The organism is Nocardioides sp. CCNWLW216 (assembly GCF_037120545.1).
In the GTDB taxonomy this organism is placed as follows: Bacteria; Actinomycetota; Actinomycetes; order Propionibacteriales; family Nocardioidaceae; genus Nocardioides; species Nocardioides lianchengensis.
The window spans coordinates 112030-126069 of sequence record NZ_JBBBBJ010000006.1; the positions used below are offsets into that span (position 1 = coordinate 112030).

Annotated in this window: 15 protein-coding genes and 1 tRNA gene; 4 read left to right on the forward strand and 12 right to left on the reverse strand. The window is 71.6% G+C overall.

What is annotated here, in order from left to right; all coding sequences use genetic code 11:
* Positions 1 to 122: 122 nt before the first annotated feature.
* Complete coding sequence (locus V7S47_RS15020) at positions 123 to 1820, forward strand: GMC family oxidoreductase (RefSeq protein ID WP_336562314.1); 1698 nt, start codon at positions 123 to 125, stop codon at positions 1818 to 1820.
* Here the strand turns inward: V7S47_RS15020 and V7S47_RS15025 are convergent.
* From V7S47_RS15025 to V7S47_RS15060, 8 genes are all read right to left on the reverse strand, one after another.
* On the reverse strand, positions 1796 to 3457 hold the full coding sequence (locus V7S47_RS15025) for an acyl-CoA synthetase (RefSeq protein ID WP_336562315.1): 1662 nt from the start codon (positions 3455 to 3457) through the stop codon (positions 1796 to 1798). The genes V7S47_RS15020 and V7S47_RS15025 overlap by 25 nt on opposite strands.
* Before the next feature lie 97 nt (positions 3458 to 3554).
* Positions 3555 to 4187 carry a sulfotransferase family 2 domain-containing protein gene (locus V7S47_RS15030; RefSeq protein ID WP_336562316.1) on the reverse strand — a complete coding sequence of 211 codons (633 nt, stop codon included), beginning with the start codon at positions 4185 to 4187 and terminating at the stop codon, positions 3555 to 3557.
* Between the two features lie 226 nt (positions 4188 to 4413).
* Positions 4414 to 4486 (reverse strand) — tRNA-Ala (locus V7S47_RS15035).
* Positions 4487 to 4529: 43 nt separating this feature from the next.
* Positions 4530 to 5177 carry a histidine phosphatase family protein gene (locus tag V7S47_RS15040; RefSeq protein WP_336562317.1) on the reverse strand — a complete coding sequence of 216 codons (648 nt, stop codon included), beginning with the start codon at positions 5175 to 5177 and terminating at the stop codon, positions 4530 to 4532.
* The gene (gene rsfS, locus V7S47_RS15045) at positions 5174 to 5551 is read right to left on the reverse strand and encodes a ribosome silencing factor (protein ID WP_336562318.1); all 378 of its coding nucleotides are present in this window, start codon (positions 5549 to 5551) and stop codon (positions 5174 to 5176) included. Before rsfS ends, V7S47_RS15040 begins: the two co-directional genes overlap by 4 nt.
* Positions 5548 to 6129: a nicotinate-nucleotide adenylyltransferase gene (nadD, locus tag V7S47_RS15050; RefSeq protein ID WP_090859636.1), complete on the reverse strand. Its 582-nt coding sequence runs from the start codon at positions 6127 to 6129 to the stop codon at positions 5548 to 5550. Before nadD ends, rsfS begins: the two co-directional genes overlap by 4 nt.
* 40 nt (positions 6130 to 6169) lie before the next feature.
* Positions 6170 to 6328, reverse strand: coding sequence for a hypothetical protein (locus V7S47_RS15055; protein ID WP_170867131.1), 159 nt, complete (start codon positions 6326 to 6328; stop codon positions 6170 to 6172).
* Between the two features lie 28 nt (positions 6329 to 6356).
* Positions 6357 to 7616 carry a glutamate-5-semialdehyde dehydrogenase gene (locus V7S47_RS15060; protein WP_336562319.1) on the reverse strand — a complete coding sequence of 420 codons (1260 nt, stop codon included), beginning with the start codon at positions 7614 to 7616 and terminating at the stop codon, positions 6357 to 6359.
* 31 nt (positions 7617 to 7647) lie between these two features.
* On the opposite strand from V7S47_RS15060, the gene V7S47_RS15065 reads away from it, so the two are divergent.
* Together V7S47_RS15065 and V7S47_RS15070 are read left to right on the forward strand one after the other, a co-directional pair.
* Positions 7648 to 8397 carry a ZIP family metal transporter gene (locus tag V7S47_RS15065; protein ID WP_336562320.1) on the forward strand — a complete coding sequence of 250 codons (750 nt, stop codon included), beginning with the start codon at positions 7648 to 7650 and terminating at the stop codon, positions 8395 to 8397.
* Between the two features lie 21 nt (positions 8398 to 8418).
* Entirely contained in the window at positions 8419 to 8589 is a 171-nt protein-coding gene (locus V7S47_RS15070; RefSeq protein ID WP_336562321.1) for a hypothetical protein, read from the forward strand.
* A gap of 70 nt (positions 8590 to 8659) precedes the next feature.
* Here the strand turns inward: V7S47_RS15070 and V7S47_RS15075 are convergent, their stop codons facing one another.
* From V7S47_RS15075 to V7S47_RS15090, 4 genes are all read right to left on the reverse strand, one after another.
* The gene (locus V7S47_RS15075) at positions 8660 to 9613 is read right to left on the reverse strand and encodes an electron transfer flavoprotein subunit alpha/FixB family protein (protein ID WP_336562322.1); all 954 of its coding nucleotides are present in this window, start codon (positions 9611 to 9613) and stop codon (positions 8660 to 8662) included.
* Positions 9614 to 9629: 16 nt separating this feature from the next.
* A complete protein-coding gene (locus tag V7S47_RS15080) occupies positions 9630 to 10409 on the reverse strand; it encodes an electron transfer flavoprotein subunit beta/FixA family protein (protein WP_336562323.1) in 780 nt (259 codons plus the stop codon).
* A gap of 159 nt (positions 10410 to 10568) precedes the next feature.
* Positions 10569 to 10898: a hypothetical protein gene (locus tag V7S47_RS15085; RefSeq protein ID WP_090859398.1), complete on the reverse strand. Its 330-nt coding sequence runs from the start codon at positions 10896 to 10898 to the stop codon at positions 10569 to 10571.
* A gap of 59 nt (positions 10899 to 10957) precedes the next feature.
* A complete protein-coding gene (locus V7S47_RS15090) occupies positions 10958 to 11737 on the reverse strand; it encodes an enoyl-CoA hydratase/isomerase family protein (protein ID WP_336562325.1) in 780 nt (259 codons plus the stop codon).
* A gap of 57 nt (positions 11738 to 11794) precedes the next feature.
* Between V7S47_RS15090 and glgX the strand changes: the two genes are divergently transcribed.
* Positions 11795 to 13969, forward strand: coding sequence for a glycogen debranching protein GlgX (gene glgX / locus V7S47_RS15095; RefSeq protein WP_442945352.1), 2175 nt, complete (start codon positions 11795 to 11797; stop codon positions 13967 to 13969).
* Positions 13970 to 14040: the final 71 nt, after the last annotated feature.

Here is a 14040-nt window from a genome sequence, read left to right on the forward strand (position 1 = left end):
GGTTCCTTTCGATCGGTGACGTCCTCACCTAACCACCTTTTCTGGATCGATTCCAGAAAGGTGAGGCTAGCCTCAGCGGGATCCCGACGACCGCCGTCCGGAATCTGTCGTACCGTCCCGGCATGACCGCCCACGACTACGACGTGCTCGTCATCGGCTCGGGATTCGGGGGCAGCGTCACCGCCCTGCGCCTCACCGAGAAGGGGTACGACGTCGGCGTGCTCGAGGCCGGGCGCCGCTTCGCCGACGACGAGTTCGCCGCGACCTCCTGGGACAGCAGGCGGTACCTCTTCGTCCCTGCGCTGCGGATGTTCGGCATCCAGCGCTTCCACCTGCTGCGCGACGTGCTGGTGGTCAGCGGCGCGGGCGTCGGGGGCGGCTCACTGGTCTACGGCAACACGCTCTACCAGCCCGGCCGCTCCTTCTACGACGACCCGCACTGGCGCGACCTCACCGACTGGGAGGCCGAGCTGGCGCCCTGGTACGACCAGGCCCACCGGATGCTCGGGGTCACGACGTACGACCGGGTCACGCCCGCGGACCGGGTGATGCAGGCCGTCGCCGACGACCTCGGGGTGCGGGACGGCTGGCGCCCGACCGACGTGGGCGTGGTGCTCGGGCCCGAGCCGGGCACACCGGTCGGCGACCCGTTCTTCGGCGGCGTCGGACCGGAGCGGCACACCTGCCGCCACTGCGGCGAGTGCATGACCGGCTGCCGCCACAACGCCAAGAACACCCTGGTCAAGAACTACCTCCACCTCGCCGAGCGCGCCGGGGCGGTGGTGCACCCGCTCACCACCGTGACCGCCGTACGACCGCTGCCCGGGGGCGGGTACGCCGTCGACACGCACCGCACCGACCGGCGCCGGGCCCGGCGTACCTTCACGGCCGGACACGTCGTCCTGGCGGCCAGCTCGCTGGGCACCCAGCGGCTACTGCATGCCCAGCGCGACGCCGGCAGGCTGCCCCGCCTGTCCCCGCGACTGGGCGAGCTGAGCCGGACCAACTCCGAGGCCGGGCTGGCGGTGCGCGCCCGCGGCGACGACGTCGACTACACCGAGGGCGTGGCCATCACCTCCTCGATCCACCTCGACGAGCGGACCCACGTCGAGCCCTGTCGCTACGGCCGCGGGTCGAACACGATGGGGCTGGCGATGGCCACGATGACCGACCCCGAGCCCGGCCGGAGCCGGCTGGGAGTGATGCTGCGCGCGATGTGGCGCGGACGCCGCGACCTGCGCCGGCTGCACGACCCGCGCGGCTGGTCCGAGCAGACGATCGGGCTGCTGGTCATGCAGACCGACGACAACTCGCTCACCACCTACACCCGGCGTCGACGGCTGGGCCGCGGCCGGGTGATGACGACCCGCCAGGGCATCGGCGAGCCGAACCCCACCCACCTGCCCGAGGCCAACCTGGTCAGCCGGCAGGTGGCCGAGCGGATGGGCGGCATCCCCGGGGCCGGCTGGAACGAGGCGTTCGACGTCCCGATCACCGCGCACTTCCTCGGTGGCTGCCCGATCGGCCTGACCCGCGAGACGGGCGTCGTCGACCCCTACCACCGCGTCCACGGGTACGACGGGCTGCACGTGATGGACGGCTCGGTCGTCGCGGCCAACCTCGGCGTGAACCCGTCGCTGACCATCACCGCGATGGCCGAGCGGGCCGCCTCGCTGTGGCCCAACAAGGGCGACGCGGACCCGCGGCCGGCCAGCGGCTACGTCCGGCTGCCCGCGGTCGCACCACGGGCGCCCGTCGTACCCCCGACGGCGCCGGCGGCGCTGCGGCTGCCGCTCTACGTCGTGGAGGGGACCGACTGACCGGCCTGCTCCTTGGCCCAGCGGTAGTCGGCCTTGCCCGCGGGCGAGCGCTGCACCGACGGCACCCGCACGATGCCCTTGGGCAGCTTGTAGCGCGCGACGTGCCGAGCGCACTCGGCGACCAGGTCCTCGTCGGTGACGTCGCTGCCGTCCTCGAGCTGCACGATGGCGACCACCTCGCTCCCCCAGCGCTCGGAGGGCCGACCGGCGACGACGACGTCGCGGACCGCGGGATGTGCGGCCATCGCCCGCTCGACCTCCTCGACGAAGATCTTCTCGCCGCCGGAGTTGATGGTGACGCTCTCGCGACCGAGGAGCTGGATCCGGCCGTCCTCGAGCAGGTTGGCCCGATCGCCGGGCACCGCCCAGCGGACCCCGTCGATGACCGGGAACGTGCGGGCGGTCTTGGCCGGGTCGCCCAGATAGCCGAGCGGGATCTGCCCCTTGCGGGCCAGCCAGCCGCCGGACTCCCCCGGCTGCAGGACGCGGGTCAGCAGGTCGTCCACGACCGTGGTGTCGGGGTTCTGCGGCGTGAAGACCATCGCCTCGCTGCTGCCGCCCCTGCCCACCGCCTGGCTGGCCTGCAGCCCGGTCTCGGAGGCGCCGGCGGAGTCGAGGACCATCACGTGCGGCGCCACCGCGAACAGCCGCTCGCGCACCGTCGGCGTGAGGGCGGCACCGCCGTTGCCGAGCGCGAACAGCCCCGACAGGTCGTACGACGTCCGCTCCATCTCCTCGACCAGCGGCATGGCGATCGCGTCGCCGACCGTCGGGATGCTGGCCACCCGCTCCCGGGCCGCCAGCATCAGCGCGTTGGCCGGATCGAAACGGTGCACGTCGTCGGGGAAGACGATCCGACCGCCGGAGGTGATCGCGAAGAAGGTCGACCACTGCGCCGCGCCGTGCATCAGCGGCGGGATCATGAGCAGCCCCATGCCGCCGCCGGCCGCCTTCGCCGCGGCACCGATGGCGTCGTACGACGCGAACGGCTCGCTGGCCCCAAACGGGGTGCCGCCCATGGAGTTGACGTAGATGTCGGCCTGGCGCCACAGCACGCCCTTCGGCATGCCGGTCGTGCCGCCGGTGTAGATGAGGAACAGGTCGTCGCCGCTGGGCGTCGGCATGCCCGCGGCGGGCGGCGGCGTGCGCACCGCCTCCTCGTAGTCGACCGCCCCGGGGAGCAGGGCGTTGCCGGACCCGTCGGCCACCTGGACCAGGACCCGGAGGCCGGGCAGCCGGTCACGCACGGAGGCGACCATCGGGGCGAACTCCGCGTGGTAGACGAGCCCCTTGGTGTCCGCGTCCGAGAGCAGGTAGAGGAGCTCCTCCTCGACGTAGCGGTAGTTCACGTTGAAGGCGGCCGTGCGGGAGCGGTAGCCGGCGACCATCGACTCCAGGTACTCGGGTCCGTTGCGCAGGTAGATGCCCACGTGGTCCTGGCCGGACTCGTGCCCGGCCAGGTCGGCGCGCTCGGTGTGGCAGCCGAGGCCCTGCGCCACCAGGAAGTGCGCCAACCCGTCGACACGTCGGTCCATCTCGGCGTAGGTCACGCGCCGGTCGCGCCAGACCACCACCTCCTGGTCCGGGACCGCGGCGGCCACGGTCGCGAAGACGGTCGAGAGGTTGAAGTCGGTCATCGGTCGCTCCCTGCAGTGACGTAGAACACGTTCTAGTCACGATAGGGGAATCGCCGTCACCCCGCAGCCGGCCGTTCCACTCGGGGGCCGGCGCGCGTCAGCCGGTCGGCAGCGGGTAGCCGAACCGCTCGTAGTCCGCCCGGTAGAAGTCGGCGAGCTCGGCGGCCAGCACCGGCGACACCTCCACGTCGTCGCTCGAGACCCCGACCCGGCGGCTGTGGGAGGCGCGCGGCAGCCGGCCCTCCAGGCCGAGGTCGAAGCGCGCGTTCAGGTCCGCGACCACGCGCTCCAGCCCGTCCTCCAGGCGGTAGACCTCGGCGTCCGGGAGCAGGAACTCCGCCTGGGGACGCAGGTGGTTGTCGTGGACGAACGGGTCCTCGTCGTACCGCGCGCGGGCCCAGCGCCACCAGGACAGCACCTGCGGGGCCGCGTTCCGCGCGTTGGCGCCGTGGCGCATGACGTACTCCGACCGGAACCGCGCGATCGGGTCCCGGACGACCAGGAACCGGGCGTCGAACCGGTCCAGGTGGAGCAGCTCGCCCAGCAGGGTCGCGTGGTAGTGCTGGGGCGAGCAGCGGATCAGGTCGAACGTGTCCGGGTCGGAGCGCCGCGAGGCACGGAGGTGCATCGTCCAGCCCGACTTCCCGAACAGTCGCTCCAGGCTGGTGCCGCCGGCCTTCGGGACGTGCACGAAGAGGACGGCCCGCCCGTCCTTGAGGAAGACAGGCACGTCAGCACCACGTCCCGTTGGCCCTGCCGACTCCACGTTCCTGCACGGTGCACCCCGTCCACAGCCCGACTTCAGTGATAGGCGAAACCTTTCACGAATTCCTGTGAGGAGCATCAGGAGGGATGCTCCATGAGACGAGGGGCTGCCCGGCAGCAGGCGGCGTCGGCGGGCCTCGCCGTGAAATGACGAGAGGACGTGGTCCGCAGACCACGTCCTCGTCATCGAGTGGAGCTGAGGGGACTCGAACCCCTGACCCTCTGCATGCCATGCAGATGCGCTACCAGCTGCGCCACAGCCCCATCAGTTCGCTCTTCGGTCTCCCGTCGAGCAACCTGCGGAATATTAGCCAACCGATGTCGCCGATGTGAAATCGGGGGTCGGTACGGCCCGGTTGTAGGCCTCCAGAGCCAGTCCGTCGGAACCGGGTCGCTCGACCAGGACCACCCAGCCGCAGTTGCCGAGACCGCGCAGCGAGCGGTACTGGTCGGCCGGCCAGCCCAGCAGGCCGCCGACGGCCACCCGGATCGCCGCCCCGTGCGAGACCGCGATCCCGGTCTCGCCGGGAGCCAGGGCGCGGCGCAGGTCGGTGACGGCGGCGACCATCCGGTCGCGCACGGCGGCCGTCCGCTCAGCGCCGGGCACCGCGTCGTAGTGGCCCTGCCGGAACTGCGCGAACTCGACCGGGTCGAGCGCGGCGTACTCGTCGTGGGTCAGGCCCTGCCGCTCCCCCAGGTGGGTCTCCCGCAGCCGTGCGTCGTACGACGCCGCGAGGCCGGCGGCCTTCTCGACGTACGACGCCGTGTCCCGCGCGCGGGCGAGGTCGGAGGACCAGAGCAGCGTCGGGTCGAGGGTCGCCAGCACCGGCGCCACCGCCTCGGCCTGCGCGCGCCCGGTGTCGTCGAGGTCGGCGTCGATCTGCCCCTGGACGCGGAGCGCCTTGTTCCAGGCGGTCTGGCCGTGCCGGAGCAGGACCAGGCGCCGCGGGGTCACTGCTCGCGCGAGGTGACGTCGGCGGGCAGGGCGATCGACGGGCAGTCGCGCCAGAGCCGCTCGAGCGCGTAGAACTGCCGCTCCTCCTCGTGCTGGACGTGCACGACGATCTCGCCGTAGTCGATGAGGACCCAGCGTCCGTCGCGCTCGCCCTCCCGGCGGATCGGCTTGGCCCCGATCTCGCGGAGCTTGTCCTCGACCTCGTCGACGATCGACTTCACCTGTCGGTCGTTGCCGGCCGAGGCGAGCACGAAGGCGTCGGTGATGGCCAGCTGCTCGCTGACGTCGAAGGCGATGATGTTGGTGGCGAGCTTGTCGGACGCGGCGCGGGCCGCGGCGCTCACGAGCTCGAGGGCGTGCTCGGTGGCAGTCACTGCGAATCCTTGGGGTAGAGGTGGTGCTTGCTGATGTACTGCACGACGCCGTCGGGGACGAGGTACCAGACCGGTTCCCCGCGCCGGGCGCGCTCACGACAGGCGGTCGAGGAGATGGCCAGCGCCGGGATCTCGACGACGGTCACGCGGTCGGCCGGCAGCGCGGCGAGCGTCTCGGCGTCCATGGTGTAGCCGGGCCGCGTGCAGCCGACGAACTGGGCCAGCTCGAAGAGCTCGTCCGGGTCGCGCCAGGTGAAGATCTCGGTCAGGGCGTCGGCACCGGTGATGAAGTAGAGCTCGGCGTCCGGCATCGCGACCTTCAGGTCCTGCAGGGTGTCGCGGGTGTACGTCGGCCCGTCGCGGTCGATGTCGACCCGGGAGACGGTGAACCGCGGGTTGGCCGCCGTCGCGATGACCGTCATCAGGTAGCGGTCCTCGGCCGGCGAGACGATCCGGTCGGACTTCTGCCACGGGTCGCCGGTGGGGACGAACACCACCTCGTCCAGGTCGAACCAGGCCTGGACCTCGGAGGCGGCCACGAGGTGGCCGTGGTGGATCGGGTCGAACGTGCCGCCCATGACCCCGACGCGCCGGGGCCCGGGGGCGGCGGCGGTCACGTCAGCTGTGCTCGCGGCCGGCCCCGAACGCCATCAGGGCGAAGATCAGGCCGAAGAGGATCCCCAGGGTGAGCACGCCGATGCCCCAGGCCAGGGCCTGGTTGACCTCGTGGTGGGTCTCTTCGGCGGCGAGCACGGTGGTGGTCAGGGTGCTGAGCATGAACGCAGCCTACCCGTGAGGACCGGCGTCAGCGCACGTGGCCGTCACCGGTGACGACGTACTTGGTCGACGTCATCTCCGGCAGGCCCATCGGACCGCGGGCGTGGAGCTTCTGGGTGCTGATGCCGATCTCGGCGCCGAAGCCGAACTCGCCCCCGTCGGTGAACCGGGTCGAGGCGTTCACCAGCACCGCGGCTGAGTCCACGGCCGCGGTGAACCGACGGGCCGCCCGCTGGTCCTCGGTGACGATCGCCTCGGTGTGCCCGCTGGAGAAGCGTCGGATGTGGGCGATCGCGTCGTCGACCGAACCCACGACGGCCGCGGAGATGTCGAGGGAGAGGTACTCGGTCCCGTGGTCCTCGTCGGTGGCCGGCACGACGCCGTCGTACGACGCGAACGCCTGGTCGCCGTGGATGGTCACGCCGGCCGCCTGGAGCGCGGCGACGACCTGCGGCAGGAACGCGTCGGCGACGTCGGCGTGCACGAGCAGGGACTCGGCCGCGTTGCAGACGCTGGTGCGGTGGGTCTTGGCGTTCAGCACGATGGCCAGCGCCTTCTCCAGGTCGGCGGCCGCGTCGACGTAGACGTGACAGTTGCCGACGCCGGTCTCGATCACCGGCACCGTCGACTCCTCGACGACGCTGCGGATCAGCCCGGCGCCGCCGCGCGGGATCAGCACGTCGACGTGCCCGCGGGCCCGCATCAGCTCCTTGACGCTGTCGTGGGTGTCGCCGGGCACCAGCTGGACGGCGTCGGCCGGCAGCCCGACCGCGACGACGGCATCGCGCAGCACGGCGACGATCGCGGCATTGCTCGACCGCGCGCTCGAGCTGCCGCGGAGCAGGACCGCGTTGCCCGACTTCAGGCAGATCCCGGCCGCGTCGGCGGTGACGTTGGGCCGGGCCTCGTAGATGATCCCGACCACCCCGAACGGCACCCGCACCTGACGCAGCTCCAGCCCGTTGGCCAGGGTGCTCCCCCGCACCACCTCGCCGACCGGGTCCGGCAGCCCGGCTATGTCGCGCAGCCCCTGCGCCATGCCGGCAAGCCGGTCCGACGTGAGGCGGAGCCGGTCGACGACGTTGGCGGGCGTCCCCCCGGCCTCGGCCCGGGCGACGTCCTCGGCGTTGGCCGCGAGCACCTCGGTCTCGCGGGCCAGGAGCGCGTCGGCCATGCCGTGCAGCGCCGCGTCCTTCCGGGCCCGGGTGGCCAGGGCGAGATCGTGGCTGGCGGTGCGTGCGCGGACGGCGACGTCGATCACGCCGGGCGCTTCGGGGGTACTGCTCATGCGCCCAGCCTAGGACCGAGAGGAGCGCCGGATGCCCGTCTGGTTGCAGGCCGGACTGTGGGGACTCCTCGCCGGCGGCACGCTGGTCGTCGGCGCGGCGATCGCCTGGTGGGTGCGCGTGCCGCGACCCGTCGTCGCCGGCGTGATGGCCTTCGGCTCCGGGGTGCTGATCTCGGCGCTGTCGTTCGAGCTGGTCGAGGAGGCCGAGGCGACGGGCGGCCTGTCCGCGACCGCCGCCGGCCTGCTGACCGGAGCGGTCACGTACGTCGGCGCGAACGTGCTGCTCGCGCGACGCGGCGCCCGACACCGCAAGCGGGCCGGCGACGAGCAGCCCACCGAGGAGGAGCAGCAGGGCAGCGGGACGGCGATCGCGGTCGGTGCGCTGCTCGACGGCGTCCCCGAGTCCGTCGTGCTCGGGCTCTCCCTGCTCGGGGGCGGCGGGGTCGGCGTCCCGGTGCTCGCCGCGATCGCGATCTCCAACCTGCCCGAGGGACTCTCCAGCGCGGCGGGCATGAAGCGCGGCGGACGCAGCGCGTCGTACGTCTTCGGGGTGTGGGGGGCGATCGCCCTGGCCTCCGGGCTGGCCGGGCTGCTGGGCTGCCTCGCGCTGGACGGCGCGAGTCCCGAGACGCTCGCGGTGATCACCTCGATCGCCGCCGGCGCGATCCTCGCCATGGTCGCGGACACGATGATCCCGGAGGCCTTCGAGCGCACCCAGCTCTACACGGGACTGCTGGCCGCGCTCGGGTTCATCGCGGCGTTCTCGATCAGCCGGGCCTGATCCCCGGCTAGCCTTCCTCCCGTGAGGGGCATCGTCGGGCAGACCGCGGTCAGCGTGGGCCGGATGGCCTCGTCGCGCCCGGCCTCGATCCGCGTGGTCGCCACGTCGACCGCGGCGACCCGGATCTGGACCTCGGCCCGCATCCGCGGCGGCGGCGCCGCCGTCTCGTACGCCGTCCCCCGCACGCGATAGCCCGAAATGCCGAGTCGGCGCGAGTTCGTGCCGACTCGGCAGCAAACTCACGCCGACTCGGCGTGGTGGATCAGCCCTTGCGCTGGTTGATCTCCTCGGTGGCCGCGGGCAGCACCGCGTGCAGGTCACCGACGACGCCGAAGTCGACGAGCTCGAAGATCGGCGCCTCCTCGTCCTTGTTGACCGCGACGATGGTCTTCGAGGTCTGCATGCCGGCCCGGTGCTGGATGGCGCCGGAGATGCCGTTGGCGACGTAGAGCTGCGGGCTCACGACCTTGCCGGTCTGACCGACCTGGAAGCTGTGCGGCATCCAGCCGGAGTCGACCGCGGCGCGCGAGGCACCGACCGCGGCGCCCAGCGCGTCGGCCAGACCCTCGATCGGCTCGAAGTTGCCGCCGGTGCCCCGACCGCCGGAGACCACGATCGCGGCCTCGGTCAGCTCGGGACGACCGGTCGCCTTGCGCGGCTGCTGGGCCACGATCTGAGCGGTCTTGGCGGCGTCCGAGATGGTGGCCGCGAACTCCTCGACGGTGCCGGCGGCGCCCACCTCCTCCACCGGGGCGGAGTTGGGCTTGACCGTGATCAGCGGGGTGCCCTTCGTGACCTTGCCGGTCACCGTGTAGTTGCCGGCGAACACGCTCTGGGTGACGACACCGGCGTCGTCGATGTCGACGGCGTCGGTGATCAGGCCGGAGGAGGTCTTGATCGCCAGCCGGGCGGCGACCTCCTTGCCCTCGTAGCCCGAGACGAAGAGCACCGCGGCGGGGCTGGTCTTCTCGACCAGCTGCTGGAGCGCCTCGGCCTTCGGGGCCACCAGGTAGCCCTTGATCTGCGCGTCGTCGACGACGTAGACCTTCTCGGCGCCGTACTGGCCGAGCTTGGTGGCCGCCTCGGCGCCCTTGTCGGGGCTGCCGAAGAACACCGCGGACGCCTCGCCCAGCTTGCGGGCGAGCGTCAGCAGCTCGTAGGTGGGCTTGCGGATCGCGCCGTCGACGTGGTCGACGACGACCAGGACCTCAGTCATGTGTCTCTCCCCGTCCTCAGATGAACTTCTTCGAGACGAGGAACTCGGTCAGCGCCGTGGCGCCCGAGCCGTCCTCGTCGGTGACGATCTCGCCGGCCGTGCGCGGCGGGCGGGCCGAGGTGTCCTCGACCGCGGTCCAGGCCGCGTCCAGGCCGACCTCGCCGGCGTCGACGCCGATGTCGGAGAGCGACCAGGTCTCCAGCGGCTTCTTCTTGGCCGCCATGATCCCCTTGAACGACGGGTAGCGGGCCTCGCCGGTCTGGTCGGTCACCGAGAGCACCAGCGGCATCGAGGCACCGATGACCTCGGTCGCGGTGTCGGAGTCACGCTTCACGCGGACCTGGTCGCCCTGGGTCTCGACGACCGACGCGTAGGTGACCTGCGGCAGACCGAGGCGCTCGGCCAGCATCGCCGGGAGCACGCCGCCGGAGGCGTCGGTCGAGGCCATGCCGCACATGACGAGGTCGACCTTCTTCTCCGACCCGGCCTTCTCGACGGCCTTGGCCAGCACCAGCGAGGTGGCGACGTAGTCGGAGCCGGCGATGGCGTCGTCGATGACGTGGATGCCCTGGTCGGCGCCCATCTGCAGCGCCTTGCGGACCGCGTCGACACCCTTCTCGGGACCCACGCAGAGGGCGGTCACGGTGGTGTCGTCGCCGGCCTTCTCCTTCAGCTGGAGGGCCTGCTCCACGGCGTACTCGTCGAGCTCCGACAGCAGGCCGTCGACACCCACTCGGTCAACGGTGTTGTCCGACTCGAACTGCCGGTCGGCAGTGGCGTCGGGCACGTACTTCACACAGACAACAATGTTCATGGTGATGGCCGTGAAGGCCCCTCCTGTGCACTCGAATGTGTCCGTGAGGCTACCGGCCAGTCACCAGGGTCGAAACCGGCCGGACGGGTTGGATACCTCACAGTGTCGCTGTCACGGTACGGCGGGCGCCGTACCGGAGGCTCAGGGCCGGATCACCCGTTCGAGCACCCGGCCGATGACCAGCCAGACCACGGCAGCCAGGCCCCAGTTGACGAGGGCGTTGGCCGAGTCGGTGTCGAAGGTCATCACCCCGTCCCGGCGGTCGAAGACACCGAGGTCCACCGCGTCGGCGAGATCGAGGACGAACCGGACCAGGCCGTTGGACTCGTTGGTCTGGTCGATCGCGACGAGCAGGGCCCCGACCGCCAGCACCAGGGCCAGCAGGGCGGCCACGGCCCAGACCGCCTGGGCCGCGCGCACGCGGATCTTCGCGGTGCCGGATCGGGTCACGGTCTTGCTCTCTCTCGCCACGTCCCGAGGATGGCACAGCGGGGTGTGACCCAAACCTCCCCGGAACCGACGCCGACGGGTCAGCGACCGGTGAAGGTCGCTTTCCCCGGACCGCTCTCGACGAAGGAGCGCATCCCGGCCTCGCGGTCGCTGGTCGCGAACAGGGCCGCGAACTGCTGGCGCTCGATCTCGAGCCCGGTCCCCAGATCGGTCTCGAGGCCGCGGTCGACGCTCTCCTTGGCCGCGCGCAGGGCGAGCGCCGCCGCTTCGCTGAACTGGCCGGCCCAGGCGACGGCCTCGGCGTACACGTCGGCGGCGGGGAGCACCCGGTCGACCAGCCCGATGGCCAGGGCCTCGTCGGCCTTCACGAACCGGCCGGTGAAGATCAGGTCCTTGGCCTTCGCCGGCCCGATAAGCCGGGCCAGGCGCTGGGTGCCGCCGGCGCCGGGGATGATCCCGAGCAGCACCTCGGGCTGGCCGAGCACCGCGCCCTCGGCCGCGAACCGCACGTCGGCGGCCAGAGCCAGCTCGCAGCCGCCGCCCAGCGCGTAGCCGGTCACGGCCGCGACGACCGGCTTCGGGATCCGGGCGATGGCGGTGACCGCGTCCTGCAGCGGGCCGGAGGCCTTGACCATGTCCGCGTGGGACATGTCGGCCATCTCCTTGACGTCGTTGCCGGCGGCGAAGACCCGCTCCCCGCCGTACACGACGACGGCGCGGACGTCGTCGCGCTCGGTCGCCTCGGCCGCGGCGGCGCGCAGCTCGTCCTGCACCTGGAGGCTGATGGCGTTCATCTTCGGCCGGTCCAGCCGGATGGTCCCGACCCCGTCCGCGACCTCGAGCCTGACGTGCTCACCCATGTCCTGCCTGCCTCTCCTCCGACGGTGCTTGCCCGGCACTCTGCCGCATCGGGGACAATGGCCGGCGTGACCCCTGGCATCTGGACCCATCTCGGACAGCAGGCCAAGGTCTGGCCCGGGCGCAACTGGCCGCTGGGCGCGACCTGGTCACCGGAGTCGACCAACTTCGCCGTCTACGCCCCGAACGCCACCGAGTGCTGGCTCTGCGTCTTCGACGACGAGGACGTCGAGACCCGCCACCAGCTCACCGAGCGCTCGCTCGGCATCTGGCACGGCGCGCTCCCCGAGATCGCCCCCGGCACCCGCTACGGCTACCGGGTCGACGGCCCCTGGGACCCCGAGCGGGGGTTCCGCTTCAACGCGCAGAAGCTGCTCCTCGACCCCTACGCCCTGGCCACCTCGGGGACGATCCGACCCGAGCAGCCCCTCTTCGGCTACGACTTCGCCGACCCGACCCGACCCGACGGGGCCGACTCGGCGCCGTACACCGCGCGCAGCGTGGTCGTCGATCCCTCCTTCGACTGGGAGGGCGACACCCCGATGAAGCACCGGTGGCGCGACACGGTGATCTACGAGGCGCACGTCAAGGGCATGACGAAGCTGCACGACCGCGTCCCCGAGCACCTGCGCGGGACGTACGCCGGCCTCGCGGAGCCGGCCGTCGTCGACTACCTGCGCGACCTCGGCGTGACCGCGGTCGAGCTGCTGCCGATCCACCAGTTCTTCTCCGAGCCGGCGCTGCTCGAGCGCGGCACGGTGAACTACTGGGGCTACAACACGATCAGCTACTTCTCCCCCGACGCGTCGTACTCCAGCGCGGGCGACCGCGGCCAGCAGGTCACCGAGTTCAAGCACCTGGTCAAGACGCTGCACGCCGCCGGCATCGAGGTCATCCTCGACGTCGTCTACAACCACACCGCCGAGGGCGGGCCGCAGGGACCCACGATCTCGTTCCGCGGCCTCGACGACCGCGGGTTCTACAAGCGGGTCAAGCCGACCGTCGACGCCGACACCGGACTGGAGGTCTTCGACGACTCCTACTGGGACGTCACCGGCTGCGGCAACACCGTCGACTCCAACGACCCTCTGGCGCTGCGGATGATCCTCGACTCGCTGCGCTACTGGGTCACCGAGATGCACGTCGACGGCTTCCGCTTCGACCTGATGTCGGCGCTCACCCGCACCGGCTACGACATCGACATGAACTGCCGCCTGCTGGTGGCCATCGGCCAGGACCCGGTGTTGCGGCACGTGAAGCTGATCGCCGAACCGTGGGACGCCTCGATGGACGGCTACCTCGTCGGTCGGATGCCTCCTCCGTGGGTGGAGTGGAACGACCAGTACCGCGACGAGATCCGCGACTTCTGGCGCAACCACACCTCCGGCATCCGCACCGTCTCCACCCGGCTCGCCGGCTCCTCCGACCTCTACGCCGACGACGGCCGCTCGGCGTACAACTCGGTCAACTTCATCACCGCCCACGACGGCTTCACGCTGCGCGACCTGGTCACCTACGAGGGCAAGCACAACGAGGCCAACGGCGAGCAGAACCGCGACGGGACCGACAACAACCGCTCCTGGAACCACGGGTTCGAGGGCGAGACCGACGACCCGGCGCTGGTCGCCGTACGGCGGAGGCAGGCCGCGAACATGATGGCCACCCTGTGCCTGTCCAACGGGGTCCCGATGATCACCGCCGGCGACGAGCGGGGCCGGACCCAGGGCGGCAACAACAACGCCTACTGCCAGGACAACGAGACCTCGTGGGTCGACTGGCGTCCCGACGACGCCTGGCTGGACGTCTACGAGATCACCAAGCTGGCGCTGAGGCTGCGCCGCGAGCACCCGGCGCTGCGCCAGCGGCACTGGTTCGAGGGTCGCCCCACGATCCGCGGCGGTCCCAAGGACCTGGCCTGGCTGCACCCCAGCGGCCGCGAGATGACCGGCGACGACTGGCACGACCCCGAGCTGCGCACCGTCGGGATGTTCGTCTCCGGCCAGCCGCTGCGCGCCCCCGGCCCGCAGGGTCAGCAGCAGGTCGACAAGTCGTTCATGCTCTGGTTCAACTCCGGTTGGCTCCCCCAGCGCGTCGAGCTGCCCGAGAACGACTGGGTGCAGTCCGGCGAGGTGGTCCTCTCCACCGACGTGAAGCTCCCGATCGGCACCAGCGTCAAGGCCGGCGACCGGATCTCCATCGGTCGCCGTACGGTCGTCGTGCTCCGCGAGGTCTGACGCCGACGCGCCGCAAAGGTTCATCGGCTGGCCGATGAAACTCACGCCGGGACGATGAACCTTCGTCGTCC